22 protein-coding genes are annotated in these 26,772 nt (G+C 71.6%); 6 read left to right on the plus strand and 16 right to left on the minus strand.

Annotated features, from left to right (window positions below):
* Window positions 1-56: 56 nt before the first annotated feature.
* Genes ACGF3C_RS01305 through ACGF3C_RS01335 form a run of 7 tightly spaced genes read right to left on the minus strand, consistent with a single transcriptional unit; the run spans window position 57 to window position 9,113 of the window.
* Entirely contained in the window at window positions 57-1,202 is a 1,146-nt protein-coding gene (locus ACGF3C_RS01305) for an alanine racemase (protein ID WP_393217652.1), read from the minus strand.
* Complete coding sequence (locus ACGF3C_RS01310; RefSeq protein WP_393217654.1) at window positions 1,199-2,797, minus strand: IucA/IucC family protein; 1,599 nt, start codon at window positions 2,795-2,797, stop codon at window positions 1,199-1,201. Before ACGF3C_RS01310 ends, ACGF3C_RS01305 begins: the two co-directional genes overlap by 4 nt.
* Window positions 2,794-4,422 carry an IucA/IucC family protein gene (locus ACGF3C_RS01315; RefSeq protein WP_393217656.1) on the minus strand — a complete coding sequence of 543 codons (1,629 nt, stop codon included), beginning with the start codon at window positions 4,420-4,422 and terminating at the stop codon, window positions 2,794-2,796. Before ACGF3C_RS01315 ends, ACGF3C_RS01310 begins: the two co-directional genes overlap by 4 nt.
* Complete coding sequence (locus ACGF3C_RS01320) at window positions 4,419-5,588, minus strand: acetyl-CoA carboxylase biotin carboxylase subunit family protein (protein ID WP_393217658.1); 1,170 nt, start codon at window positions 5,586-5,588, stop codon at window positions 4,419-4,421. The genes ACGF3C_RS01315 and ACGF3C_RS01320 overlap by 4 nt, the downstream gene beginning before the upstream one ends.
* 50 nt (window positions 5,589-5,638) lie before the next feature.
* The gene (locus tag ACGF3C_RS01325; protein WP_393217660.1) at window positions 5,639-7,138 is read right to left on the minus strand and encodes an MFS transporter; all 1,500 of its coding nucleotides are present in this window, start codon (window positions 7,136-7,138) and stop codon (window positions 5,639-5,641) included.
* Window positions 7,135-8,406 carry an MFS transporter gene (locus ACGF3C_RS01330; protein WP_393217662.1) on the minus strand — a complete coding sequence of 424 codons (1,272 nt, stop codon included), beginning with the start codon at window positions 8,404-8,406 and terminating at the stop codon, window positions 7,135-7,137. Before ACGF3C_RS01330 ends, ACGF3C_RS01325 begins: the two co-directional genes overlap by 4 nt.
* Complete coding sequence (locus tag ACGF3C_RS01335; RefSeq protein ID WP_393217664.1) at window positions 8,403-9,113, minus strand: siderophore-interacting protein; 711 nt, start codon at window positions 9,111-9,113, stop codon at window positions 8,403-8,405. The genes ACGF3C_RS01330 and ACGF3C_RS01335 overlap by 4 nt, the downstream gene beginning before the upstream one ends.
* A gap of 81 nt (window positions 9,114-9,194) precedes the next feature.
* Between ACGF3C_RS01335 and ACGF3C_RS01340 the strand changes: the two genes are divergently transcribed.
* Window positions 9,195-9,755, plus strand: a complete 561-nt coding sequence (locus ACGF3C_RS01340) for a GNAT family N-acetyltransferase (protein WP_357221954.1) — start codon at window positions 9,195-9,197, stop codon at window positions 9,753-9,755.
* 10 nt (window positions 9,756-9,765) lie between these two features.
* Here the strand turns inward: ACGF3C_RS01340 and ACGF3C_RS01345 are convergent, their stop codons facing one another.
* From ACGF3C_RS01345 to ACGF3C_RS01355, 3 genes are read right to left on the minus strand one after another with little or no spacing between them, the layout of a single operon-like run.
* The gene (locus tag ACGF3C_RS01345) at window positions 9,766-10,464 is read right to left on the minus strand and encodes a hypothetical protein (protein ID WP_393217667.1); all 699 of its coding nucleotides are present in this window, start codon (window positions 10,462-10,464) and stop codon (window positions 9,766-9,768) included.
* 24 nt (window positions 10,465-10,488) lie between these two features.
* Window positions 10,489-11,151, minus strand: coding sequence for a DUF305 domain-containing protein (locus tag ACGF3C_RS01350; RefSeq protein WP_393217669.1), 663 nt, complete (start codon window positions 11,149-11,151; stop codon window positions 10,489-10,491).
* Window positions 11,152-11,165: 14 nt separating this feature from the next.
* On the minus strand, window positions 11,166-13,049 hold the full coding sequence (locus ACGF3C_RS01355) for a sigma-70 family RNA polymerase sigma factor (protein ID WP_357221948.1): 1,884 nt from the start codon (window positions 13,047-13,049) through the stop codon (window positions 11,166-11,168).
* Between the two features lie 322 nt (window positions 13,050-13,371).
* On the opposite strand from ACGF3C_RS01355, the gene ACGF3C_RS01360 reads away from it, so the two are divergent.
* Window positions 13,372-13,557 (plus strand): hypothetical protein, encoded by a 186-nt coding sequence (locus ACGF3C_RS01360; RefSeq protein ID WP_393217671.1) that lies wholly within the window; start codon window positions 13,372-13,374, stop codon window positions 13,555-13,557.
* 245 nt (window positions 13,558-13,802) lie between these two features.
* A complete protein-coding gene (locus ACGF3C_RS01365) occupies window positions 13,803-14,621 on the plus strand; it encodes an RNA polymerase sigma factor SigF (RefSeq protein WP_357221944.1) in 819 nt (272 codons plus the stop codon).
* 6 nt (window positions 14,622-14,627) lie between these two features.
* On the opposite strand, the gene ACGF3C_RS01370 is transcribed toward ACGF3C_RS01365, so the two are convergent.
* The 5 genes from ACGF3C_RS01370 to ACGF3C_RS01390 all read right to left on the minus strand — a co-directional run bounded on the left by ACGF3C_RS01370 (window position 14,628) and on the right by ACGF3C_RS01390 (window position 19,787).
* Window positions 14,628-15,695 carry a DUF2855 family protein gene (locus ACGF3C_RS01370; RefSeq protein ID WP_393217673.1) on the minus strand — a complete coding sequence of 356 codons (1,068 nt, stop codon included), beginning with the start codon at window positions 15,693-15,695 and terminating at the stop codon, window positions 14,628-14,630.
* A gap of 73 nt (window positions 15,696-15,768) precedes the next feature.
* Window positions 15,769-16,983: a PP2C family protein-serine/threonine phosphatase gene (locus tag ACGF3C_RS01375; RefSeq protein ID WP_393217675.1), complete on the minus strand. Its 1,215-nt coding sequence runs from the start codon at window positions 16,981-16,983 to the stop codon at window positions 15,769-15,771.
* A gap of 167 nt (window positions 16,984-17,150) precedes the next feature.
* Window positions 17,151-18,185 carry a medium chain dehydrogenase/reductase family protein gene (locus ACGF3C_RS01380; protein ID WP_357221938.1) on the minus strand — a complete coding sequence of 345 codons (1,035 nt, stop codon included), beginning with the start codon at window positions 18,183-18,185 and terminating at the stop codon, window positions 17,151-17,153.
* An 86-nt stretch (window positions 18,186-18,271) separates the two neighbouring features.
* Window positions 18,272-18,814, minus strand: coding sequence for a TetR/AcrR family transcriptional regulator (locus ACGF3C_RS01385; protein ID WP_393217678.1), 543 nt, complete (start codon window positions 18,812-18,814; stop codon window positions 18,272-18,274).
* A 91-nt stretch (window positions 18,815-18,905) separates the two neighbouring features.
* On the minus strand, window positions 18,906-19,787 hold the full coding sequence (locus tag ACGF3C_RS01390) for a helix-turn-helix transcriptional regulator (protein ID WP_357221934.1): 882 nt from the start codon (window positions 19,785-19,787) through the stop codon (window positions 18,906-18,908).
* A gap of 156 nt (window positions 19,788-19,943) precedes the next feature.
* On the opposite strand from ACGF3C_RS01390, the gene ACGF3C_RS01395 reads away from it, so the two are divergent.
* The gene (locus ACGF3C_RS01395) at window positions 19,944-20,810 is read left to right on the plus strand and encodes an oxidoreductase (protein WP_393217681.1); all 867 of its coding nucleotides are present in this window, start codon (window positions 19,944-19,946) and stop codon (window positions 20,808-20,810) included.
* A gap of 12 nt (window positions 20,811-20,822) precedes the next feature.
* Here ACGF3C_RS01395 and ACGF3C_RS01400 read toward each other — a convergent pair whose 3' ends face one another.
* Window positions 20,823-22,310: an MFS transporter gene (locus ACGF3C_RS01400; RefSeq protein WP_357221930.1), complete on the minus strand. Its 1,488-nt coding sequence runs from the start codon at window positions 22,308-22,310 to the stop codon at window positions 20,823-20,825.
* A gap of 222 nt (window positions 22,311-22,532) precedes the next feature.
* On the opposite strand from ACGF3C_RS01400, the gene ACGF3C_RS01405 reads away from it, so the two are divergent.
* Window positions 22,533-23,012, plus strand: a complete 480-nt coding sequence (locus ACGF3C_RS01405) for a winged helix-turn-helix transcriptional regulator (protein ID WP_393217684.1) — start codon at window positions 22,533-22,535, stop codon at window positions 23,010-23,012.
* A 729-nt stretch (window positions 23,013-23,741) separates the two neighbouring features.
* Window positions 23,742-26,768: a S8 family serine peptidase gene (locus ACGF3C_RS01410; RefSeq protein ID WP_393217686.1), complete on the plus strand. Its 3,027-nt coding sequence runs from the start codon at window positions 23,742-23,744 to the stop codon at window positions 26,766-26,768.
* Window positions 26,769-26,772: the final 4 nt, after the last annotated feature.

Consider the following 26,772-nt stretch of genomic DNA (forward strand, 5'->3'; position numbering starts at 1 on the left):
CGGGTGAAAGATAGCATGTTATCGATAACACACCGAGCCGATCGAGCCTCCCGGGCTCACGTCCCGAGCGGCCGGGCCGCCCACTCGACAGCCACTTCGTGCAGGTCACCGGTGCGAAAGTGCGGGGGCTCGTGCAGCAGGAAGTCACGGTGGCTGATGTTCCAGGCGTACGCCCCGGCCATGGTGAAGGCCAGCACGTCACCCACGCCGATCGGCCCCGCGGTGGCCGAGAAGGAGAGCACGTCCTTCGGGGTGCAGAGTTGCCCGACCACGGTGACCGGCCCGCCGTCGGTGCGGGGGCCGCCGGCATCCGGCCGTGGGTGCACGGTGAACGGCTGCGCGTGGCCCTTCGCCGCCGGAGTCCGTAGATGGTGCGTCCCACCGGCCACCACCACGAACCACTCGCCGTAGGAACGCTTCACGTCGACGACCTCGGTGAGGTACGCCCCGCAGTAGGCGGTGACCGACCGGCCCGGCTCGATGCGCAGCCGCACGCCCGGGTGCCTGTCGAGGACGTCCGTCAGGGCCTGGCCGTAACCCGCCCAGTCGAACCGCGCGTCCGGGTCGGTGTAGTCGACGGTCATGCCGCCGCCGACGTCGACCTCGGAGGCGTCGACCTCGGCCGCCGCCCAGTCGACCACGGCGGCGGCGACCGTCGCGGCGAGCGGTGCGTCCAGTCCGCTGGCCAGGTGGGCGTGGATTCCGCGTACGTCGATGCCGGCGGGCGGGCGGCGGGCGCACGCCACCGCGTCGGCCGGGTCCATGCCGAACGGGCTGGGTCCACCGCCCATGACCAGGCTCGCGCCCGGCGCGTCGACGGGCAGGTTCACCCGCAGCAGCACCTGGGCCGACCGGCCCGCCGCGGTGGCCAGCGCGCCGAGTCGCGCCAGCTCGGTGGGGGACTCGACGTGGATGCGGCGCACCCCGGCGGCGAGAGCGGCAGCGAGGTCCGCGTCGGTCTTGCCCGGTCCGGCGTACGCGGCCGGCGCCCGTCCGGGCAGCACCTCCGCCAGCCTGCGCAGCTCGCCCCGGCTGGCGGCCTCGAACCCGTCGACGATCGGCGCGAGGGTGCGCAGCACACCGGCATCCGGATTGGCCTTGACCGCGTAGAGCAGCTCGACCGGCCGGGGCAGCGCCGCCCGGATGGCGCGGGCCTGCCCGGCCAGCGCGTCGAGGTCGTGGACGTAGACCGGTCGGGTCATCGTGGCCCACCCATCGGGTTCGGCACCAGTACGAACGGCGCGGCCCGGTCGGCGTCTCGCCGCCACCGGACCAGCAGGTTCGCCTTGGCCAGCAGCGGCTCCCCGGTCAGCAGTGCGCGCAGCTCCGCCGGCTCCCCGAGGTCGGCGGCCACCGCATCGACGACGGTGCGCACCTCCTGCCACAGCCGCCGTTCGATTCCCGGCCGCGCGTCGGCGAGGGCCCCGCTGATCCCCCCGAGGTGGTTGACGAACAGGCAGTAGACGATCCGGCGGTGGGCGGCCCGGGGACCGTAGCGGACCTGCGCCGGGACACCGTCCGGCCAGGTATCCCATCGGTCGGCGTCCAGCTTCACCCCCTCCAGGTCGCGCAGCAGCATCCGTACCGGATGGTGATCCCGGTCGAGCACGACGACCACGTTCTGCAGGTGCGCCTCGTGCACGACGCCGTGGCTGAGCCAGCTGCGCAGCACCGCCGGCACCAGCAGGCCGACGTACGCGCGCCACCAGGCCACCGGATCCGACGTCACCAGCGGCGTCACGGCCAGAGCCGCCGCCAGCACCGGGGTGTCGCCGGGACGCAGGTGCGGACGCAAACCGCCGCGCAGGATCGTCCCGTACGCCTCGTCCGGGCCCGGGACGTCGACAGTGCGGTAGGCGGGCTCGGCGAGCAGCCCCACCCCGTCCGGCAGCGGCACCCGGGCCAGCAGGTCGGTCAGGGCCACCGCTCCGGTGAGCTCGTAGCGGGCGTTCTTGCGCAGACAGTTGGTGATCCGCACGTGCAGGCTGGTCTTCACGAACAGGTCGGCCTCGGGGGCGTAGAGGGTACGGACGCTCGCCGTGGGTCGTACCGGCACACCGGCCGCCCCCAGGTCACGCAGCCGTGGATGGGTGGGCGGGATCAGCGACAGTTGCCAGGGGTGCACCGGCAGGACGCGGTACCCGCGCGGGGGACGTGGCGGGTCGAGCGCGGCCACCAGCGGATCGAACGGCCCGGCGTCGGCGGTCAGGTCGTCCGGTACGGCCAGCCAGTGCAGCCGGAACGCGGTGCGCAGCTCCGGCGCGTACGCCCGCCAACTGTCCGGGTCGCCGCTACGCCATTTCGGAGTGGGGTGGTGCGGGTGGCCGAAGACCAGCGACTGCTCGGAGTCGACGTACGCGTCGATGGCGGGATCACCGGTGGGGGTCGGATCCTCGGCCGGTCGGTCGGCCAGCAGCCGGGCCACGGTGTCCCGGCTGGCCCTGACCTGCTCGGCGAACTCGTCGTTGGCCAGGCCGGTACGGGTGGTGAGTTCCGCCGTGACCAGGGCGGCCAACCCGTCCGCGTCCAGGTCTTCCCACCGTCCGCTGCCCGTGTTGCGTTGGACCGGGCCGCTGTAGCGGTGCGCGCCGAGCGGCGAGGTTCGCGCGACCGCACAGCGCACTGTGACGTCGAGGTGCCGCAGTAGCAGCCGTACCGCGCCGTCGACAACGGTCGGGGTGCCCACCGGCGGGGTCAGCTCGCGCAACAGGCAGCCGAAGAGGGCGTGGGCGGCGGCCAGGTCGGCGCGCTGACCGGTGTCGCTGACCGGCCGGGAGCGCAGCTGGGCGCTCGTCATCGTGTCTCCCGGAGGTAGTTAGGGCCGGTACGCAGGTAGTACTTGTTGATGTCGGCGCAGCCGAGCCGCTGTTTGGGCAGCAGGGTGCCGGCGGTGAGCATCGCCTTGATGGGCAACTGGGCGGCGTGCAGGACCCGCTCGGTGAAGGTCCGCACCGCCGGTCCGTCGCCCCACCGGTCGCGGGCGGCGGCGAGCCGGGGCACCAGCGCCTCGGCGGGTGTCGGCACGGGCAGTCCTCGGGCGGCCAGGGCGACCAGTGGCGCGGCAGCGGCCAGGTGCAGGGTGATGGTGATGAACACGTCGGCCAACTCGTGCGGGTCGCGCGCCCACATCCGGTCGTCGTGCAGGGCGAGCCCGTTCACGCCGTCGTGTCGTGGGTCGAGCCGGGCGCCGTCGTTGTCCTTGTAGAGCAGGGCGACAGCGCCGTCCGGGTGCACCAGCAGGTGGATGTTCTGCGGGTGCGCCTCCAGCGCGATCCCGTGGCGCAGCCAGAGGAAGACGTGCCAGTCGAGAAGCAGGTCCAGGTAGGACTCCAGCAGCGCGACGGGCCGCTGCGGGCTGATCCGTTCGAGGACAGTGCCCGCCACCGGGTCGGCGGCGGCGAGGGCCGCGACCGGCACCACCTGGACGTCGCCCAGGTCGCGCGGAAATCGGCGCAGCAGGAAACCACGGCGCTCGTCGCCGTCGACGTGCGCCCAGGTGCTCTCGTCGGCGTGCCGGATCCGGCCGGCGAAGCTGGGTTCGGCGGTGGCGATCCGGTCGAGCAGCCCGGCGACGGCCGCGCCGTCGGCGAGCGAGCCCGGTTGCAGCGTGCGTCGGTTACGCGCGCCGAGACTCGCGGTCGGCAGCGGCAGTTTGAGATGCAGGTACGGGTCGTGGTCGAGCGCCACCGTCCGCATGGAGAGGGTGGGTCGCACCGGGGTCACCGGCAGGTCGACCACCGGGAGCGCGTCGCGGGCCACCGTGATCGGATGCGCTGGCAGCAGCAGCTGATCCGGTCGGGGCGCGCTCGGCCACCACGATGGCAGCTCGCCAGCGAGTCGCACGTCGTCGGCCGGGGCGGCGTACCAGCGCAGCGCGAACCGTGGGGCGTGCTCCGGGGCGTACCGGAGCAGTTCGTCGTCGCGAAGACCGTGCCGGCACCGGTCGGTGGGGTAGAGCGGGTGGCCGTGGTGGGCGGCGAGCACGTCGTCCAGGAGCGCCGCCGGCAGGCCGGTCGGGGTGTGCCCGCGTTCGGCGGCCACCTCGGTGAACACCCGTGCCCGGTTGCGGGCGGCGAGGCGTCGGGCCCGCAGGTCGGCGCGGCACTCGACGCCGAAGTCCCGCCAGCCGGCCTCGGCCTCGGCGTTGTCGTACGGGGCGAGCAGCGTCAACAGTCTGTCCAGCGTCTCCGCGCGCTGCGTTTCGCCGGCGTGGGTCACCAGCAGCACCATCGGCGCGGCGCTGCGCAGGGCCTGCTGAAACCCGTCCGCCCGGACCGGAATGCGCAGCAGGCCGTCAGGGTGCGGCCCCTGCCACCAGCCGGGGCCGTCCGTTCGGCCGGCGCTGCACAGACCGAGGTGATCCTCGCGCAGCAGGGCGTCGAGCACCCGGGCGAGGACCTCCCGCTCACAGTCGTCGCTCACCCGACGATGATCCACTGGAGGTTGTCGCGGAGGGCGGTCAGCGACTGCCGGACGGTGGCCTCGTCGGGGCCGATTCCGTGCAGCACGGCGAGGTAGTCGCGGTTCGTGCCGGTGTGCTCGGCGGTGCGGCCCACCTCGCGCAGCGGACGGCAGCCCAGCCGGACGTCGCCGTCGACGGTGTCGAGGAGGCCCGGTGCGGTGACGAGACGGCCGGACCGGTCCGCGCAGACGTACTCGACCCGGGCGTAGCGGTCGACGGTGTCGGGCAGGCCGAGGGCGGCCAGCGGTTCGCCGAGGTGCAGCCGGATGACGTACTCGAACAACGGCACACCGAGCAGGTCGGCGAGGATCAGGTCCATCCGGTCGCCGATGAGACGGTAGTTCACCTCGATGAGCCGGACCCGGCCGTCGGAGACGACGTACTCGGTGTGGCAGGCGCCGAAGCCGACCCCGAGGGCGTCGAGCCGCTCCCGCAACTGGGTGCGTGCCTGCTCCGCCGGGGGCGACCAGGCGAGGCTCTCCTCGGTGAAGGTCGGCGGCGGGCCGAGGCCGGTGCGCCATCCGCCGAGGGAGGCCAGCTCGGTGCCGTCACCGAGGGTCTCGAAGGTCCGCAGCTCACCGGCGAGGTACTCCTCGACCACCAGTGCCACCTCCGGCCGCCGGCCACGGATCTCGGCGACCCGGGCGACCAGCTCGGCGTGGTCGGTCACCAGGTAGGCGTCCTCACTGGCCACCCCCTCGCGGGGTTTGACCACCGCCGGGAACATCACTGTCGGCACGTCCGGCGTGGCGCCGGGGTCGACGGTGACGGTGCGTACCAGATCGAGGCCCGCAGCGGCGATCGCCCGGCGGGCCGCGGCCTTGTCCTTGCAGAGACGGGCGGCGTCCGGGTCCTTGCCGGGCAGGCCGAGCTTTCGGGCGGCGATCGCGGTGGCCTCCTGGAGATGGTCGCTGTTGGACAGTAGCGCCAGGGGCCGGGCGGGGGCCGCCGCCGCTACCACGGCGGCCGGGTCGCGGACGGCGCAGCGCGCCACCCGCACGTCGGCCGGCCATTCGGCGGGCCGGTCGGTCAGCACTGTCGCCGACAGCCCGAGCGACGCCGCCGCCGGGAGTAACCCGTCCAGGAGCGCGTCGGTGGGGTTGAGCGCGGTCAGGTACAGCTGCATACCGCCTCCGTCGACTACCACGATGCCACTATTAGGGTAGCCTACCCTTATTAGACGGATTTGATGCGGTCTGCCCTATGTAGCAACCCGGCGGCCACCAGGCCACCGATCAACACCGCAGCCGCGCCCACCAACTGCCCCGTCTCCAGTGCCGAGGCGAAGGCGACGGTCACCACCTCCCGCTCGGCTTCTCCACGGGCTGCGGCGAGGGCCGCGGGAAACGACCCGGCGCCGGCCAGGGCCGCCGGCAGCAGCGCCGCGAACCGGGCGTTCAGCACGGCACCCAGCACCGCGATGCCGAGGCTGCTGCCGACCTCGGTCATGGTGCCGTCGACACCCGCGCCCGCGCCTGCCTTCGCCGTCGGGATCGCGCTCATCACCGCCTCGACGATCGCGGGGTTGGCCAATGCGCAGCCGACACCCATGACGAGCAACCCGACCAGCAGCACCCCGTACCCGTCGGACGGAAAGACTGTGACCAGCGCGAGACCGGCCGCGAGCAGCGTCATGCCAACGGCGATGGCGACAGCGAGGCCGAGCCGACGGATCACGCTCGCGACGACGCCACTGACGTTGAGCAGCACAATGGACAGCGCGAAGGGCGCCATCCGCAGACCGGCCTCCCAGGCGGGGTAACCCCTGACGAACTGGAGGTGCTGGGTGAGCAGGAACAGCGCGCCGGTTGCGCCGAACGTGATCAGCACGACGCCGGAGATCGCACCGACGAAGCGCCGGTCCCGGAAGAAGCGCATGTCCAGCATCGGGTGCGCGATCCGTCGCTCCCACCGCACGAAGATCCCGAGCAGGAGTACGCCGACGACCGCCGCGCCGACCACCTCGGTCGACGCCCAGCCGCGCTCCGGCCCGGAGATGATCGCCCAGACGACAGCGGTCAGACCGGCTGTGGAGAGCACGGCGCCCAGCACGTCGAGTCGGCCGCCGGCCGGCCCGCGGGACTCTGGGACCAGCGCGCGAGCGACGAGCAGGCAGACCAGCACGATCGGCACGTTCATCAGGAAGATCGCGCCCCACGGCAGATGCGCGAGGATCGTGCCGCCGATCGGTGGCCCGACGGCGAAGCCCAACGCGCTGGTGGCCGCCCAGATGCCGATCGCCCGGGACCGCTCGGTGGCGTCGAAGACCTGCATCGCCACCGCGAGCGTCGCGGTGACCAACAGCGCCCCACCGACGCCCATCCCGGCCCGCGCGGCGATCAACTGCCCGCTGGTGCTGGCCAGACCGGCGGCCAGCGAGCCGACCCCGAACAGGACCAGCCCGGCGAGCAGCATCCGGCGGCGGCCGTACCGGTCGGCGGCGCTACCGGCGGTGAGCAGCAACCCGGACAGCACCAACGCGTACGCGTTGATCATCCATTGCACCTCGGCGGTGCTGGCGCCCAACTCGGTGGTGAGCACCGGCACCGCCACGGTCAGCACGGTGTTGTCCAACACCACTACCAGTTGCGCGACGCACAGCACCGCCAGGATGAGCCATCGCTGTGGAAGTCGTGCCGATGTCGCGGTGTCGGTGGCCGGCTGGACCGTTGTCACGCCACCGCCTTGACGCCGTCCACTGCCGGCTGCTCGGAGGGCTGCTCGACCGCCGGGCCGACGGCGGGGCCGGGCCGGTGCGGGAACCGCCGCTGGTGGACGAGGCCGAGGGCGACGCCGGCGGCCACCAGGACGATGGCCGCGACCGCGACCGCCGGGTAGCCGACCCGGTCGGCCGCCGCGAGACCGATGGACGCCGCCACGAACGAGCAGACCAGGCCGAACGACGACAGCACCGTGAAGTCGGTACCGCCGGTGTCGGGCCGGGAGTAGTCCATGTTGACCGTGTAGAGCACGACGTTGGCGATGGTGTAGGCCACCATGAAGCAGCAGAGCGCGGCGACCGTCCCGCCCAGCGGTGCGCGGCCGTTCATCAGCGGCAGCAGCAGCAACGTCGACACCGTGAGCGCGACGCCGCCGACCACGAGCACGCCACCGCGACCGAACCGCCCGATCCCGAGCCCCGCCACCAGGCCCGCCACGATGGCCGGGACGCTGGTCACCACACCGGTGACGACGCCGATCCGACCCAACGACCACCCGGCGTCGACCAGCGCCGGGGTGACCAGGGCGTACGCCATGCCCGCCCCGACGTAGACCAGCGGCACCACGCCGAAGGTCCACCACCGGCAGCCCGGCTGGCCGAACACCGACAGCAACGCCCGGTAGGCAGTGCCGACCCGTTCCACCCGGTCGGTACGGGGTGGCTCCTGGAACCGCCACACCACCAGCAGGCCGACCGCCGTCATCGCGACCAGCAGGCCGATCGCCGACGCCCAGCCGAACTGGTCGTAGACCAGGACGCAGGCGCCGCCGCCGAGCAGGTTGCCGAGGTAGCTCGCCGCTACCTGGATGCCGTTGCCGGTCCCCCGGGCCGACTCGGCCAGCATCCGGACCGCGACGGCGTCCACGGCGATGTCCTGGGTGGCCGAGAAGAACACGTACGCGGCGCAGATCGCGACGATCGGGCCGAGCGCGTCGGCCGGACTGGCGAAGGGCAGCAACGCCAGCAGGGCGAGCACCAGAGCGGTCTGGAGTACGAGCAACCAGGAGCGGTAGTGGCCGCGGTGCCGTGAGCCGTACCGGTCGAGGATCGGTGCCCAGAGGAACTTGACGGGCCAGATCAGACCGACGATCTGCAACAGCGCCAACGTGTCCAGCGAGGTGCCACCGTCGCGCAGGATGGCGGTGAGCCCGACGGTGATGAAGCCGACGCCGAGGTACTGGGTGACGTACAGCGCGGTCAGGGTGCCGAGGCGGCCCTTCATGCCGCTTTCCAGTAGCCGAGGGAGGTCAACCGGTCCTTGTCGACGCCCAACGTCTTGCGGAGGTGCCGGGTGATGCCCCGGGTGGTTGCCGCCTCGCAGGCCACCCAGTAGTGGCCCGCACCGCTGGTCGGCAGGGCCGCGCAGACCGTGTCGACGAGGTGCTGACCCTCGTCGCGCCGCGGCACCCAGGTGATGTCGTGGTGCGCCCGGGCCCGCAGCGCGAGTGCCTTCTCGCCCTCGTGGGCGTACTCCAGCCACACCGTCGCCGGGATGTCGGCACCGGCGTCGAGCAGGCTGTTGACCGCGGGCAGCGAGGCCGCGTCACCGACCAGGTAAAGGTGCTCAGGCGCGGGGTCGGGCAGCTCGAAGGCGCTGCCCTGCACTGTCGCGCTGATGGTGTCGCCGACAGTGGCCGTGGTGGCCCAGCGGGCCGCGCAGCCGTCGTGGATGGCGAATTCGAGGGTGAATCGGCCGGTGGCGGGGTCGGGGTCAACCAGCGTGTACGCGCGTTGGTGGGCTCGGCCGTCGTTGTCGAACCACAGCCGGATCCACATCGTGGGGTGCACCCCGCACGCCTCCAGCAGGCCGCCCCCGTCCAGGAGGAGTCGCTGGTAGTGCCCGTCGACTGACTCGGTGCCCAGGACGGTCAACTGAAAGTCCCGCCCGCCCATGGCCTTGAGGACCAGGGCCTCCCAGTTCCGTTTCACGCACCCCTCCAGGTAAGGTCATCCTTGGTTAGGGGAGGTTAACCTAAGTTGCGCCCCGGATGGAACAGAGGACAGCGCCCGATGACGTACCAGGAGAAGATCGCCGGTCTCGGCGAGCTGTCGTTGGTGACAGTCGACCCGGACCGGGACGCCGCTCTCCTGCACGGTTGGGTGACCATGCCCCGCAACTCCTTCTGGGGCATGGGTTCGCACACCCTCGACGAGGTACGCGAGATCTACGCCTTTGTGGACAGTCTGCCAACGCACCACGCGTACCTGATCACGGTCGACGGAGAGCCGGTCGGCCTCTTCCAGAGCTATCAGCCCGAGGCGGACCCGGTCGGCGAGCGCTATTCCGTCCAGCCCGGCGACGTGGGGATGCACCTGCTGCTCAGCCCCGACCGACGCCTCGCCCGCAGCCTCACCAACGCGGCCGGCCCGGCCGTCGCCCGCTTCCTGTTCCGCGACCCGGCCGCGCAGCGCATCGTTGTGGAGCCGGACGTCCGCAACCACCTCGCCCTGCGCCGACTGGAGATCGAGGGCTTCACCTTCGACTCCGAGATCGACATGCCGGACAAGCGGGCTCAACTCGCGTTCCTGACCCGCGCCCGGTTCGCGGAGAGGCACCCGACGCCGGCCTGACCACCGGCCGTCAGCCGTTGGCGTTCCAGAAGCCGACGAGGGTCGCGGTCCACCAGGCGAGCTGCGAGACCGTGGCGGCGGCGACACCGGGCAGCAGGGCGGACCACTGTGTGCGGCCCTGCACCGCCACGAGCCGATCCCGGACCCGGCCGAGGAACAGCCCGTTGATGCCGACCACCAGCACCGCGAGCAACTTGACCCAGACCAGCCCGGACGACGTGTCCGGTCCGAGGGCGGCCCCACTGGCGAGCAGACCCACCAGACCCAGCCAGATGAGCAGGTGCGCGCCACGGGCGGCGGTCAGCACGGTGCCGAGCGGTTCCCGGCGCAGCAGCCAGCGAAGGCTGAACCAGTCCACCGTCAGCACCGCGCCGAAACCCACCACCAGGCAGGTCAGGTGGCAGAAGAGGGCGACCATCCGCGCACCCGGAGAGAGGGTGACGTGCGGCGCGACCAGGATGGCAATCAGCCACCCGAGGCTGACCGTCAGGACCGAGGCAACGATGGTGGCCCGGCCGGCGGCGCGCCGGTGGCCACCGCGCCAGCCGGCGACCGGCGTCGGGGCGACCGCCTCGGGCAGGGACGCGCTGCGGGTCCGGTGCGTCGCGCGCCGCACCGGGCGGACGGCGTCCGACGCGACGGCACGGTGGGCGGGACGGGACGCCCGGGACTGTGGGTGGACGTCGACGTACAGGTCAGACGTCCGCATCGGCCGGACCTCCGGGCCGCATGCTCAGCCGCCCGGTGCGGCGGTGGGCGCGCCGGGCCGGTTGTCCAGCGTGTTCAGCTCGGCGGCCCGCGCCTGTTGGATCCGGCCGGCGAGCGCCTTCAGCTCCGGGCTTCCCCCGGCGGTCTGCTCGCCCCGGCACAGCACCACTGTCTGCGCGAGGTGCGCCCGGATCAGACCGGCCGCCCGGGACGACACCTCCGTGTCGGATGCGGCACGTAGCTCGGCGAGGCTGGCCTGGGTGACCATGCCGGGCATCTGATGCCCCTCGTGGATGTTCAGCTCCGGCACGTTGCCCGCGGCCAGGAGCCCCCGCAGGTCCCGCAATTCCGCCTGATGAGCCTTCCGGACCTCGCCGAGGAGGGCCCGCAACGACGGGTCCGCCGGGCGGGTGTCGAGCTGGTCGATCAGCGCGAGCGCGCCCTCGTTCATCGGGATCAGCAGTTGGATGAAGGCGTCATCGGTGCCGTTGAGCACCACCGGGGCGGTCGGTGCCGCAACGGCCGACGACGCTGCCACCGTCGACGCTGCTGGTGCCGGGTTGGTGCGGCCCCAGCCCTGGCTGAGCCCGACGGCCACCGCCGTGGCGACCAGGGTCGCGACGACGCCGATCAGCCGCCCGGCCCGTACGCGAAAGCCTCGGCGCTCCGCCATGATCTGCTCGTCCATCCGTTCGTCGGTGCTCAACGGGCGGCTTGGAACGCGCGGCCGACAACTGTCGCCTCGGCCCCGTCGCTGAACAGTCCGGACCGGTCCTTGTCCGTGGCGGGCAGCCCGAACCAGGCGTAGCGCTGCAGGTAGGGGAGTTGACCGAGCATGGCGGTGGCCGCGGTGAGGAAGGCCGCCTGCTGCTGCTGACCGGGGAACTGCGAACCGCCCCCGGCGAAGCGGATCAGCGCGAACTCGGTCAGCCAGATCGGCTTCCGGTACCGCTGGTAGACGGCCTGGAGATACTGCCGGAGTTGGGCCACCGCTGCGGCGGTCGTGAAGTCGGCGCCGAACCAGTGCAGCGTGATGAAGTCCACCCGGTGGCCGCGGGCCTGGGCCCCGGTCATGAACCTGTCCAGCCAACCCTGCGGGTCCGGCCCACCCCAGGCGACCGCCGGGCTGCCCAGTTTGCTGCCCGTCGCCATCAGCTGCGGCCACAGGTCCAACGCCTGCTCGACGGTCATGTTCGCCTGCTCGGGCATGTCCGGCTCGTTGAAGGTGAGCAGGTACGGCCCGGCGGCCCTGGCCCGGGCCAGCTCTGCGGCGGTGACGTTCTCCGCGCTGCGGATCATCGGCACGAATGTCGCACCGCGCGGCGTGCTGATCCCCGGGTGCTGGGTGCCCCAGGTGTAGTACCAGCCGGCCTTGGAGCTCGCCAACGCCTGACTCGCCCCGGCGAAGTTCCACACCCCGACGCCCTTGCGGGCGGAACTGACCGCCGGCGCTACCGGAGCCTTCGACGAGGGGCGTGCGCTCGGCGAGGGCGCGACGCTCGGGGTGGCGACGGCGGTGGGCGCGGCGGACGGCGGCGCCGCCCACGAGGGCGCGGAGGGGTCGTCCGGCTGGATCACCACCGCCATGGTGATGGCCAGGACGGCGGCGGCCACCCCGGCGGCGAGGGACGGCACGAGGCCACGGGGCCGGTTCACCGCGAGGTCGACGACGCTCGGGCCGCCGCCCGCGTCGGTGGGCACCGTGCCGGGTGCCGTCGGTCCGGCGGCGGGTGCGGCAGTCGGGCCGGGCGGCGGGACTGCCTGCGCGGCGGCTGCGGGGGCGGCAGCGCTCGGCAGGTGGGCGCCGAGACCCGCCGGCAGCGGCAGCAACGGCATGCCGGCGAGCAGTCGATCGATCGGCAGGAGGGTGGTTCCCAGCCGTCCGCAGAACGCGCAGTCACGGACGTGTCGAGCCAGTCGCTTGCGCCACAGCGAGCTGGGCGTGCCGTCCCACTCGGCGGTCACGGCGCCCAGGTCCGGGCAGCCGGGGCGGGCGCGAAGCGCGCGTACGACGCCCCGGGCGCTGTGGATCTGCTCCTTCATCCGGTGGATCCGCACCGCGACGTGCCCGGGCGACAATCCGAGCGCGTCGGCGACCTCGTTCCGGTCGATCTCGCCGGTCTCCTCCAGCCACCACAGCGAGAGCAGTTCCTGGTCGTCCGGGTCGAGCCAGCGGGTCGCCTCGGCGACCTCGCGTCGTTGGTCAGTGAGGCCGAGCCGGAGGATGGTCATCCCCGCGAAGTCGGAGGCGGGGTCGGGCACGTTGTGGATCGCGTCCAGCCCGGCATCCCGGTTGAGCGCGACACGTCGGCGCGTCTCCCAGTCACGCACCTGGCGGATGGTGATCGCCACCAGCCAGGACCGGTATGCCGCCGGGTCGTTGAGCGCGGGCAGGTACCGGATCACCCGTACCAACGTCTCCTGAACGACGTCGTCGACGTCGGCGTGCCCGCGCAGCGCACGCCCGACGATGTTGTAGACCAGCGGGAGCGAGGCCGCGACGACGTCGTCGAGTGCGCGCTGGTCGCCCTGCCGGGCCGCGACGACCAACCCGACATCGGGCAGTGCTCGACCGGCTGACGACATGGGTCTCACTCCTTTGGTGCTCATCCGCGCGGCGCCCACGCTGGTTGTGCTGACCGCCCTCAAGATCGGAGACTCGCGGCAGCGGGTGGGATTACAGAATTCCCGGGCGGTCGGTTCGCCACAAGCGAGGCGGGTCCGTCGGCGGCGCATATGTGTCGGCGGCGGCGGGTATGGTGCGGGGTGTCGGTGTCGCCGGGCTCTCGCCCGTGCAACAGGACACCAGCATTCGGGCGCCAGCGTGTGCGCCGAAGCGTCACCAGGTCGCACGGCCGATGTTGCCGAGGCCCCAGACGCACCCCTTTCGTAGAGACAGGATCCCTGCATGACATCGAACGACAACGGTCGACCCGCACTGTTCCTCGCCACGTCGCACAATGACGTGCTGGACGGACCGGCGGTGACCTTCGACAGCAGCGAGGAGGCCATGCGGCGACTGCGTCACCCGTTCGCGGTGGAGCCCGCCCAGCCGGCCTCGGCTGCTGTCGACGCCAACGCCCAGCGCGGCTGAGCTGGGGCGCAACTCCTTCTCTCCGGACGGCCTAGACCTGCCACGATTCATACTTTCGGCTAGTAATCAGTCGGGCGTTCGGGTAGGGTCGCTTCATCACGTGAACGGCATGACGCGGTGGCCAGGCCCGTGATCGTGGTCTTGCGACAGCGCGCTCCTGCCCGCAGGTGCGCCCCCGGCGACAAGCCGGTTCGGAGATCCTTCCGGTCGATCCGATCGACGGGCGAACGCCGGAGGGACCACCCATGTCCACGATCGTCGAGAACGCCACACCCATCGCCACGAGCACCCGGGTCGGCCAGCGCAACAGCGACCAGAGCCCGGAGGACCTCCTCGCCGCCCTGGCGGCGACCTCGCCGCACGACCCCCGGCGCCCGGCGCTGCGGGAGCGCACCATCGAGGCGTGGCTGCCGCTCGCCCGGCACCTGGCGCGCCGCTACAGCGGACGCGGCGCCCCCGACGACGACCTGGCCCAGACCGCCTCGGTGGGGCTCATCAAGGCCGTCGACAACTTCGACCACAGCCGGGGAATCGACTTCAGCGGGTACGCCATCCCCACCATCATCGGCGAGATCAAGCGATACTTCCGGGATCGCACCTGGGCGGTGCGGGTGCCTCGCCGCCTACAGGAGCTACGCCTGTCGATCAGCGCGGCCAACGGCGTCCTGACCCAGACCCTCGGCCGCCTGCCCACGGTGGCCGACATCGCCTCCTACCTCGACGTGTCCGAGGAGACCGTCCTGGAAGGGTTGGAGGGTGCGCGTGCCTACCGGGCCACGTCGCTGTCCACCCCGATCGGAGCCGACGGCAGCCGGGAACTCGGCGACACCCTCGGCGACGACGACCACGAGATCGACCTCGTCGAGATCCGCGTCGCCCTCGGCCCGGCGCTCGCGACGCTGCCGGAACGCGAGCGCCAGATCCTCAGCCTGCGCTTCCACGGCAATCTGACCCAGGCCCAGATCGCCGATCGGATCGGCGTGTCACAGATGCACGTGTCCCGGCTGATCACCCGCTCACTGGCCACGCTGCGTCACCAGCTCAGCGACGACATCATCGCCTGAGCCGGTTCACAGTTGGACGACGTGGCCCACCCGTGGCGGCGTACGACCGGCGAGGACGTCGAGCCACGCGTGCTGGAGGGCCGCCGGCCCGGCACCCACCCGAACGTCGAGCCACCGGCTCACGACGGCGGCGAAGCGTTGCCACGCCTCGGTGAACCGCTGGTCGAGCCCGTCGCGGCCCCAGTCGTGGCTGCGCTTGCGCATCTGCACCGGCGCGAAGAACACCTCCTCGGCGGCGTCGGCGTTCGGCGTCTGGTTGGTGAGCCCGACCGCGATGTCCCGGACGAGCCGGTCGCCGAGACGTCGACGCAGGGCGGCGCGGGTCGAGGGCGCGCCGGACAGGTCGAGGTAGACGCTCGGGACCACGTCGAGGGAGTCGATGTCGTCGTACGACACGACCTCGTCGTAGCAGCCGAGCGACCGGGTGAACGCCAGGTTGCCCGGTGAGGTGAGACCGACCAGGCGCGGCCCACGCCGGTGCAGCTCGAACGCGGCGGCGTACGCGGTCTTGCTCGACGCCGACGACACCAGCAGCGCCTCGGCACCGTAGAAGTCGTTGTCGACGACCTGGTCGGCCAGCATGAACGAGGTGAAGAACAGCGGCCGGAACAGGATCAGCAGGTCCTCCTGGTCGCGCTGGTACGCCGGGTCGCCGGTGGTCGACCGGTACGCGTTGTACGGCGACGGCAGCTCGGCCCGGTGCGGGCTCGCCTCGCGGAACCCGGACGCGTCCACCCGGTCCGGCCGCACCACGAGGTGACCGGCGGGCGGGAGGTAGCCGTATATCCGTTGCCCCACCTCGACACCGGCCACCGCCGAGGCGACCACCTCGGCGAAGCCCCAGAGCGGTGGCAGACCCCACTGCGGCCCGAGGCCCTGGGCCGCCGGTGGGAAGAACTGCCAGTACCGCATCGAGTCGCCGAGCACCGCGTAGGTCACGTTGTTGGCGGTGAGGCCGACGCGGTCCACGCGCAGCAGCGCCTCGCCGTCGGACAGGACAGGGGTGGAGCCATCGACGAGCGTGGTCTGCCCGAGGTCGTCACGCGCCACGGCGAAGGTCCATGAGTCAGCCATGAGGTGACGCTAGACAGCCCTGCAATCGGAGACAAGTGCACTGCGAGTGCAAAATCCCACTGAGCCCGAGGGGTCAGGGTCGGAGCGCGGCGAGGTCGCGGAGGTGCGCGAGCGGCAGGTGCGGTGGCCGCCACTCCACGAAGAGGGCCGTCGCGTCGTCCTCAAGCTGGTCATCCTGGTAGCCGACGACCGCGCGGACCAGGCGACGCATCGTCTCCGGGCTGGGCAACCCGTCGTTCAGGGCACGGTTGACGAAGTCGACGAGCCGGTCCAGCCCGAACTGCTCCCCCTCGGCGCTACGGGCGTCGGTGATGCCGTCGGTGTAGGCGAGGATGCGGTCGCCAGGGTGCAGATTCTCCACGTGCACCAGCGGTCGGCGGGGTGACATGTGGCCCAGGCCGAGCGGCAACACGGTCGGCCCGGGTAGTTCCCGAACGGCCTTGCCGTCACGCAGCAACATCGCACCGGGATGCCCCGCGTTGATCATGCTGAGCCGGCCGGTCTGGCGGTCCAACTCGATGAGCAACCCGGTAGCGAAGAAGTTCGGGTGCTCGGAGCGCACCCACCGGTCGATGCTGATCGCCGTGTCGACCAGGTCGAGGCCGCACCGACGGGCATTGCGGTACGCGCTGACCACCAGCGAGGCCAGGGTGCTCGCCTTGATGCCGTGCCCGCAGGTGTCGAAGAGCCCGACGCTGAGCACGTCGTCGTTCAACGCGTAGTCGAAGATGTCGCCGCCGACGTCGTAGCACGGTTCGAGGATGGCGGTGACCACCAGGTCGTCGGTGGCGAAGGTCAGCGGCGGAAGCAGGCCCCACACGATCTCGGCAGCGACCTGCATCGGCATCCGCCGCCGCATCCGCTCGACCACGTCGCCGTAGAGCCGGCGGTTCACCAGGATCTGGGCGACGTTGACCGCCACCTCCCAGGCCGGAGCGTCCAACGCCTCGTCCGCAGCGGCCGGGGAGACGATTTCCAGTACCCCCATCCGCTCACACCCGAGCAGCAGTGGCACCCACAGTCGGTCCGGGTTGTCGGGCGCGCGCTGGATGTCGAGGGTGGTGAAGGCCCGGCCGGCGAGCGTCGTCTCGATCGGCAGCGGGTCCCGGTAGACACCCGCGCCGAGCAGCGGAACGAGGAGGGTCTGCGTGTAGTCGGCCAGATAGATCACGATCTCGGTGGCATCGATCTCGGGCGCCGCTCGGGCAACCAACTGCGACACCTCGTCCGGGCCACCCCGGGGCGCGTTGAGCTGCAACCAACGGACCACCTCGCCGATGTCGGCCACGCTCCACCTCCCCCTGTCCTCCCCGGTAGCAGGAGCACGTAGTGCGAGCGTGAGGTTACCTCGCCCGCCGCGCACCCGGCGTCCACGAGTGGCGTACGCCCCAGGGCGCGTCGTGACGACCGAGCCGCCGGCGGCCCGCCGCACCAGCGCCCTGGGCGGGCCGGAGGTCAGGGCTCCAGCACCACCTTGCCGGCCCGGCTGCGGTTCTCGGCGAACACCAGTGCCGCGGAAACCTCGCTGAGCGGATAGCGGGCGGCGATCTGCGGCACGATCACTCCCTGCCGCAGCAGGTCGAGCACGATGCCGAGGTCGGTACGCAGGCGACGGCGGAACGCGGCGCGCCGGGTGAGCTGGCCGGCCCAGAAGTTGTAGAAGCCGGCCCGGTGGCCGTTGGGCAGCGCGTTCCAGGTGTAGAGGCGGGCCAGCAGCTTCACGAAGACCCACGCGACCGACTGCCCGGTGCCGACGGCGGCGGCGTTGCCGTAGACGACCAACGTGCCGCCGGGGGCGAGCAGGGCGTACGACGTGCGTACGCCCGGGCCGGCGACCGGGTCGAAGACGGCGTCGACCCCGCCCGGCGACAGTTCGCGGACCCGCGCGGCCATGTCCGGGTCGCGGTAGTCGAGCGGTTCGACGCCGAGTTCGCGCAGCCCGGCGTGGTGCCGTTCGGCGGCGGTGCCGATGACCCGCAGGCCGAGGTGTCGGCCGAGTTGGACGAGCACGCTCCCGACGCCGCCGTTCGCGCCGTGCACGAGGATGGTCTGTCCGGCCGTCAGGTTGGCGTCCCGCAGCATCTGCCAGGCGGTCACCCCGTTGACGACGACGGTCTCGGCCGCGGCGGGGTCCAGACCCGCGGGCACCGGGGCCAGGGCGTCGATGTCGGCAAGCGCGTGCGTGGCCCAGGCACCGGTCTTGGTGACCGCCGCCACCCGGGTGCCGACCAGCGCGTCGTCGCCGCCGGGGCCGACCGCCCGCACCGTGCCGACCAGGTCGTAGCCGGGCACGAACGGAAACTTCGGCTGGCCGGGGTAGAGCGCGTGGCGCATCTGCTGCTCGGCGAACGAGATGCCGGTGGCCTCCACCTGGACGAGCGCCTGCCCCCGGGCGGGGACGGGCATCGCGCGTCGGTGCAGCAGGAGGCCGTCAGGCTCCACCACGCCGGGCAGTACCACTTCGGTGATCGTCGTGTCGGTGGTCGTCATCGGATTCTCCTTGTTTGTAAGTGTGCACTCACACACTTGTCTGGTCAAAAGGTTGGGCCGCCGAGGCGGCCCAGCATCGGGGTCGGTCAGGGGTGGCGGATACCGGCGGTCAGGGCGCGAGCCCAGGGCTCAGGGACCTCCTCCAGGCCGGCCGTCACGATGAGGTGGCACAACTGGCCGTACGCGAAGAACTGCTGCACCTGCGCGTCGCTGGCCCGAGCCCGACTCTGCACGAAGGTCGCGACCCGCCGATAGCCGGCCCGCACCGCCTCGGCGACCTCCGGGATGTCCGTGACGGCCTGCGCCTGCACCTGGAAGAGCAGCAGGTCGCGATCGGCGATCAGCTCCGCGTAGGCACCACCCATGGCGTCGAGGATCTCCTCCGGGCTGCCACCCACGGCGCGCTCCGCACCCGCCTCGATCGCGTCAGCGATCCGGTCGAAACACGCCCCGGCCGCCGCCACGAACAAGCCGAGCTTCCCGGAGAAGAGTCGGAAGACGTACGCCTCGGAGATGCCGGCGGCGGCGGCCACGGCGGTGACCGGGGTGGCATGGAAGCCGGCGCGCGCGAACACCGACACCGCGGTGTTCAGGACGGTGACCCGGCGTGCCTCAGCGGTGGATCGCATGTTTGTAAGTGTGCACTCACAAACATCTGTCGTCAAGTCCGTCGCTACGAGCACATCCCTACGCAGGCGGCCCGCAGCGGCCATGACCGGCTCACTCCAGCGGATAGAGACGGGCCGGGTCGCCGGGTCGGAGGCTGTCCGGCAGGTCGTCCGCACTGCTGGCGGCGATCGAGCCGAGCAGCGCCAACGAGCGGGCGGACTCCGTACCGGGCTCAGCGTGGTAGATCACCAGCAGCTGCCCGTCGGCGCCCGCCACGGCGAGCTTGTCGCAGTACAGGTCGAGATCGCCCACCTCGGGGTGGTGCAGCCGGCTGACGACGCCCTCCCGCCGACGCACCTCGTGGCGCGCCCACAACTGCCGAAAGCAGTCGCTCTTGAGGGACAACTCCCCCACCAGCGCCGTCAACCGTGGGTCGTCGGTGGCCCCGCCCGAGTCGGCACGCATCTGCCCCACCACGCTCTGCATCGCCTGCCGCCAGTCGCGGAACAGCTCCCGTTCGGCCTCGTCCAGGAACACCGCGCGGAGTCGGTTGGCACCCGGGGCCAGATTCGGCGACAGCGCCCTCGCCATCGGGTTCGAGGCCAGGATGTCGAGGTAGCGATTCTGCACGAAGGCCGGCATGGAGAGCTGCCGCAGCAGGTGCAGGATGCTGGCCGGCACCCGCTCGGCGGCCGGTCGGGCCGCCCGGCGCGACCGCGCCCGGCTCAACCCGATCATGTACGCGGTCGCCTCCGGATCCAGCCGCAACACCCCGGCGAGGGCATCGAGGACCTGCACCGAGGGGTGCCGCTCGCGCCCCTGCTCCAGTCGGAGGTAGTAGTCGGCGCTGATGCCGGCCAGCATCGCCACCTCCTCGCGCCGCAGCCCCGGCACCCGGCGCAGGCCCACCCCCGGGCCGAGCCCGACGTCCTCGGGCCGGGTCTGCTCCCGGCGGGCGCGCAGGAAGTCGCCGAGCGGGTTCGTTGCGTCCATGCCACCGACGGTAGATCGCCGGGCGGCGCGGTGACTGGCTGTGTCACTACCAGGAACAGCTCGCCCTGCCGCCCGAGCCACTCCCGGCGGACAGTCGTCGAAGGGCCGGATCCGTTCGGCCACGGATGTCATCACGACTACTGACAAGAGGATGAGATGAGCGAGAACCTTCCCGGCGGTGCCCTCACCCCCGCCGACGGCCTCACCCTGAGCCGGATGGGCTACGGGGCGATGCAGTTGGCCGGCCCGGGTGTCTTCGGCCCGCCCCGCGACCGCGAGCAGGCGCTCGCCGTGCTCCGCGAGGCCGTCGACCTGGGCGTCCGACACATCGACACCAGCGACTTCTACGGGCCCGTCGTGGTCAACGAGCTGATCCGCGAGGCGCTTCACCCGTACCCCCAGGGTCTGCACCTGGTCACCAAGGTCGGCGCGCGCCGCGGCGCCGACCGCTCCTGGATCCCGGCCCTGGAGCCGGACGACCTCAAGGCCCAGGTACGGGAGAACCTCCAGCATCTCGGCCTGGACGTCCTCGACGTGGTCAACCTGCGGGTGGGTGTGGCGGAGGGCACCGGCGACGCGCCGCTCGGTGCGCAGTTCGCCGCCTTGGCGGAGCTGCGGCAGGAGGGCCTGATCCGGCACCTCGGGCTCAGCAACGTGACGCTCGACCAACTCGACGAGGCCCAGGCCATCGCGCCGGTGGTCACCGTGCAGAACCTCTACAACCTCGCCAACCGCCGGGACGACGCAGTGGTCGACAGGTGCGCGGCGGAGAACATCGCGTTCGCGGCGTTCTTCCCGCTCGGCGGGTTCACGCCGTTGCAGTCCGACACGCTCGACGGCGTGGCCGCCCGACTGGGCGCCTCACCTCAGCAGGTCGCCCTCGCCTGGCTGCTTCAGCGGTCTCCCACCACCGTGCTGATCCCCGGCACCTCCAGCCTGGCGCACCTGCGGGAGAACATGGCGGCGGCCGATCTGAAACTGCCGACCGACGCCATCGAGGAACTGGACGCGCTCGCCTCCTAGCGTTCGTGCGGCTCAGCGCTGGTGCGGCCGGTTGCGGATCAGGGTGAGCGCCAGCACCGCGGTGACGAGAAAGACGATGCCGGTGACCCGCAGCCCGGCCTGGACACCGGCGGTCAGTGCCTCCGCGATCGCCGCCCGGACCGGGTCGGGCAGGGGTTGGCTGCCGTTGGCGCCGGAGGCCACCGCCGCCCGCACGGCGGTACGGGTGGGTTCGTCGATCTGGTGCGCGGCGAGCCGGCCCGGCAGGTCGGCCACCATCGTGGTGGTGAGGAGCGTGCCGAGCAGGGACGAGCCGAGCACCGAGCCGACCTGGCGGGCGGCGTTCACCGCGCCGGAGGCCATACCGGCCTGGGCGGGCGCGACGCTGGCCAACGCCGCCGCCGTCGCCGGGGCCACCACCAGACCGCTGGCCGCGCCGAACAACGCGAACAGCGCCCAGCGGTCACCGAACGACGTGGTCGGCCCCTGGTTGGCCAGCGCGAAGCTGGCCACCGCAGCGAGGACCAGGCCGAGGGTCAACGGCGCCTTGAATCCGGTACGGCGGATCGCGCGCCCGGCACCGAAGGCGACCAGCACGTACGCGCCGAAGAGCACCAGCATGCGCCAGCCGGTGTCCAGCGGGCTGAGTGCCTGGGCACGTTCGTGGAAGAGGACCAGCAGAATCGCCACGCCGGTGAAGCCGAACAGCGACACCGCGCCGACGACCATGACGGCGCTGAACGACGCGGACCGGAACAGCCGCACGTCGAGCATCGGCGCACTGGTCCGCAGCTCGACCAGCACGAACGCGACAAGTGCGACGACCGCGACGACCCAGGCCGTCGACACCACCGGGTTGGTGTAGCCGACCTTGCCGCCCTGGATCAGCGCGTAGACGGCGGCCGCGATGGCGACGGTACCCAGCAGCAGGCCGGGCACGTCGAGTCGGGCGGGGCTCGGCCGGGACTCGACCACCCCGACGATGGCGACGACGAGGGTTACCAGACCCAGCGCGATCGTCGACAGGTAGACGCTGTGCCACTGGTAGTGCCGCAGCAGGAAGCCGGCGATGAGTGGGCCGATCGCGAGGCCGATGCCGGACGCCGCCGACCAGGCGGTGATGACCTCGGTCCGTCGGTGCGGATCGGTGAAGGTCGCACCGAGGATCGCCAGGCTGTTCGGCAGGATCAGCGCCCCGCCGAGGCCGGCGACCAACTGCCCGACGATCACCCACCCGACGGTCGGAGCCTCAGCCACGACGGCTGCGCCGACGATCATCGCGACGACCCCGGCACCGAACATGCGCTTACGCCCGTAGCGGCTGCCCAGGGTGGCCGCGGACAGCACGACGCTCGCCACCATCAGGGTGTAGGCGCTGGGGATCCAGACCAGAGTGGTGGGGTCGACCCGCAGGTCCCGCTGGATCGTGGTCAACGCGGAGACCGTCGCGGTGATCTGCAGGAACGTGATCATCGCGCCCAGGCACATGGCGATCAGGGTCACCGGGCGGGAGCCGCGCAAGGACGCGCGGGTAGAGGCGGCCGACCCGTGTGCCGCCGGACCCGGTGGGATCTTCCCGGGCGGGCTCGCTCCGGGTGGGGTCGCTCCGGGTGGAGTCGGGGCCGTGGCGCTGGTGGTCACTGAAGATCCTTCAGGCTGGGGTCTGACTTGCGTATGCTTAAGTCAGCGCAACCCAGTTAAGCACCTGGCTAGCCTTCATGCAAGTCAGGTAGGCTGGTGGGCATGGAGGACCTACGAGACGATCGCGATTCCTGGACGAGCGAGAACTGCTCGGTAGCCCGGGCGATGGACATCGTGGGCAGCAGGTCAACGGTCCTGATCATGCGCGAGGCCCTGCTCGGCACACGCCGCTTCGACGACTTCGTCCGCCGGGTCGGCGTCGGCGAGCCCGCCATGGCCGCCCGCCTCAAGGAAATGGTCGCCGCGGAACTGCTCGAACGAATCCCCTACCGGGAGCCCGGGCAGCGCACCCGCCACGAGTACCAACTCACCCGCAAGGGCCGCGACCTCCTGCCCGTCATCACCGCACTGCGGAACTGGGGCGACACCTGGGCCGCCACCGACACCGGCCCGTCCGTCGTCGCCACCCACCACGACTGCGGCGAACCGATCCGCGCGGTGCTCCGCTGCGCCGCCGGCCACGAGATCGCCGACGGCGACATCGACATCATCGCCGGCCCAGGCCTCATCCGGCGCGACTGACCACAGCGCGGCCGAACCAGCGCTACCCGGTTCCCGGCCCAGGCCTTTCGCTGGCTGCGCTCATCAGCGCCCCTCGCGGCACCTTGGCCCACATGCTGTTCTGGGGCAGGGCACTGCTCCCGGTGGCCAGGTCCTGGACCGGCGCCCCGCTCCGCTTGCTCGACGGGACGTGGGCGCGATTCCGCTTGGACAGAACAGAGGCGAAGCCTCGCCTGCTCGACGGACGCGGGCACGGCTCCGCCTGCTCGACAACGCGGACGGGAGCAGGCCGGCGGCGCTGACGGCAGGATCGGGGTCGAGGATCGCGTCGAGCGCCACCTCGACCTGCGGGACCGGCAGGTCGTGGAACCGGGCGAGTCGGCTGCGGTCCGCGCGTACGTTGTGGCGTGGTTCCGGATGCTGACGTCTAGCAGGGGTGGACGAGCGTCGGACAAGCCACGTCGCGCACCGTCCGAACAGGACCATTGAGGCGGTTGGCAGACGGCGTCGCACCGGACCAAATGGCCCAGATCCCCCAGGTCGGCGCTTCCAAATGACGCGCAAAGTACCCGTTGTGTTACGAGCTTGTTTCCAAGATGACAGGCAGGTTACGGGTGCTTCTCGATGATCGGTACCGATCCTAGGTTTCGGCCACCGTCATCAGTCGTGGCGGCCGGCACCGAACGTGGAGGCAACGACGTGCCACAACCGAACACACATCGGACCGGACGGGCCAGGTACGGGGTCAGCATGCTGGCCGCCGTTGCGCTGACCGCGGCCGGCCTGACCGGCCTGCCCGCCAGCGCCACCGCCGCGCCGGCCGGCAGTGGGCCGACCGCCCGCTATCTCGTCCAGCTCGCCGAGGAGCCGCTGGCCACCTACACCGGCGGGGTTCCCGGGATCGCGGCCACCAAGCCGGCCGACGGGGCCAAGCTGAACCGCACGTCCGGGAACGCCAACGCCTACCGGGATCACCTGCGCCAGCAGCGCACGTCGGTGCTGGACCACGTCGGCGTGCCAGCCGACCGCACCCGCGTCACCATGGAGACCGCGTTCAACGGCTTCGCCGCCGACCTCACCGGGCCGCAGGCCGCCCGGCTGCGCTCCACAACCGGTGTGCGAGCGGTGTACGAGAGCCGGAAGGTGCACGCCGCCACCTCACACACCCCCGACTACCTGGGCCTGACCGGCAAGGGCGGGGTGTGGAACAAGGAGTTCGGTGGAGACTCCCGCGCTGGTGAGGGCGTCATCATCGGGGTCATCGACAGCGGCTACTGGCCGGAGAGCGCGAGCTTCGCGCCGCTGCCCAGCCCGCGCCCCGACCAGGCCGTCATCGACGCCAAGTGGAAGGGCACCTGCGACGTCGGCGTCGAAGCGCCGGTCACCTGCAACAACAAGGTGATCGGGGCACGTTGGTACAACGACAGTGGCATCGCCGAGGCCTTCCCGGACGACTACTCCTCGCCGCGTGACCGCAACGGCCACGGCACCCACACCGCCAGCACCGCGGCCGGCATCCACGGCGTGCGGGCCACGTCGGGCACCCAGGACCTGGGCATGATCTCCGGCATGGCGCCGGCTGCGCGGTTGGCGATCTACAAGGCTCTGTACGACAACGGTGCGGGCGGCGCGACCGGCACCGACATCGACATCGTGCACGCCATCGACGACGCGGTCGCGGACGGCGTCGACGTGATCAACTACTCGATCGGTGACGACACCGAGCGGTTCGGGGCGGTCGACGCGACGTTCTTCAACGCGGCCGCCGCCGGGGTGTTCGTCGCCGCCGCCGCCGGCAACTCCGGCCCGTTCGCCAACACTGTCGACAACTCGACGCCGTGGCTGACCACGGTGGCCGCGAGCACGACCGACCGGCAGAACACCCGGAAGCTCACCCTCGGCAACGGCACCACTATCGCCGGCGTGGGCATGGGCGAGACCGGCGTCGGGCCGGCTCGACTGGTATTCGCGAAGGACAGCGCGATCGATCCGGACGGCGCCTACGGTGCCGGTCTCTGCGCCGACGACACGTTGGATCCGGCCAAGGTCAAGGGTGCGATCGTGCTCTGCCTGCGCGGTGAGATCCCGCGTACCGACAAGAGCATCGAGGTGGCGCGGGCCGGCGGCGTCGGCATGGTGCTGTACAACGAAGAGCTGAACTCCCTCAATGCCGACGTGCAGACCGTGCCGACGGTGCACATCAACGAGGTCGACCTGGCCACCGTCACGGCGTACGTCGCCAAGGGCAACGCCACGGCGACCATCTCGCCGAGCAGGCTGGAGGCGGTGGAGGCCCCATCGGTCGCCGCGTTCTCCTCGGCGGGCCCGTCGAACCTGAACGCCGGTGAGCTGCTCAAGCCGGACATCAGCGCGCCCGGTCAGGACATCGTCGCCGCGTTCTCCCCGTCCATCGGCGGCAACGACTTCGCCCTGGAGTCGGGCACCTCGATGGCGGCGCCGCACATCGCCGGTATCGCCGCCCTGGTGCTGGCCAAGCACCCCGGCTGGTCGCCGGCGGCGGTCCGCTCGGCGCTGATGACCAGCGCCGTGGACAAGACCGACAAGGGCAACCCGATCAAGATCGGCACGTACGACGCGACTCCGCTGAACTACGGCGCCGGTCAGGTGGAGCCGGGCAGCGCCTTCGACCCGGGCCTGGTCTACGACTCCAACCAGCAGGACTGGATCCAGTACCTGTGCGGGGTTTCCGCCGACCGTGGCGGTGACTACGGGCTCGGCGACCTGGACGGCTGCGACACCGTCGGCGCGATCGACACGGCACAGCTCAACTACCCGTCCATCTCGCTGGGCCGGATGGTGGGCAAGCAGACCGTTACCCGCACCGTCACCAACGTCAGCGACAAGACCAGCACCTACACCTCCTCGGTGCAGGCCCCGCCGGGGTACAAGGTCAAGGTCACCCCGAAGAAGCTGCAGATCCGTCCCGGCCACAGCGCCCGCTTCACAGTCGAAGTCACCAACAGCGGTGGTGCGTTCGACACCTGGGCCGACGGCTCGCTGACCTGGCGCGACCAGTTCAAGCACGCGGTACGCAGCCCGCTCGTCGTACACAATTCCGGTTTGGTCGCCCCCGACGCCATCACCGGCAAGGGCACCTTCGGCAGCGTCCGGATCGCCGCCGAGGTCGGCTTCAAGGGTCAGCTGGTCTCCCAGCTCTCCGGCCTCACCTCGGGCACCAGCAACGTGGTCACCCTGAAGGGCGACGGGCCGAGCTGGGACTGGAGCACGTCGAACAACCTGCCGGAGCCGCTGCCCGCGTCGATCAGCAGGACCACCCTGCACGTCCCGGCCGGCACCCGCAGTCCGGAAATCCACGTGACGTCCGCGCGGCCCACCTGCTCCCACATCGACTGGGAGGACGAGGAGGGCGTGATGGAGTGCACCGAGTTCAGCCTCAACGTCTACGACAAGTCCGGGAAGTTCGTCACCGCCACGGCAAGCACCCGGATCGGTGCCAAGGTCACCCTGCCGGACGGTGCCGGTGACTACATCGTGGTCGTCGAGCAGGAGTTCACCGAGAACATCAAGGACGGCGCGAACGCGTACACAGTCACCAGCTACCTGCCGGGCGCGCCGGGCACCTCGACCGGCCGGTTCACCATCGACCCGAAGCAGCGCAGCGTGCAGCCGGGCGCGACGGCGAACCTGACAGTGCGCTGGTTCGGACTCGCTCCGGGTCAGCGCTACGTCGGCGTGGTGGAGTTCCGCAACGGGGACGGGTCGCTGAAGACCGTGCCCGTCACCATCCAGTCCTGACCGC

The organism is Micromonospora sp. NPDC047762 (genome assembly GCF_043204655.1).
Taxonomy (GTDB): Bacteria; Actinomycetota; Actinomycetes; order Mycobacteriales; family Micromonosporaceae; genus Micromonospora.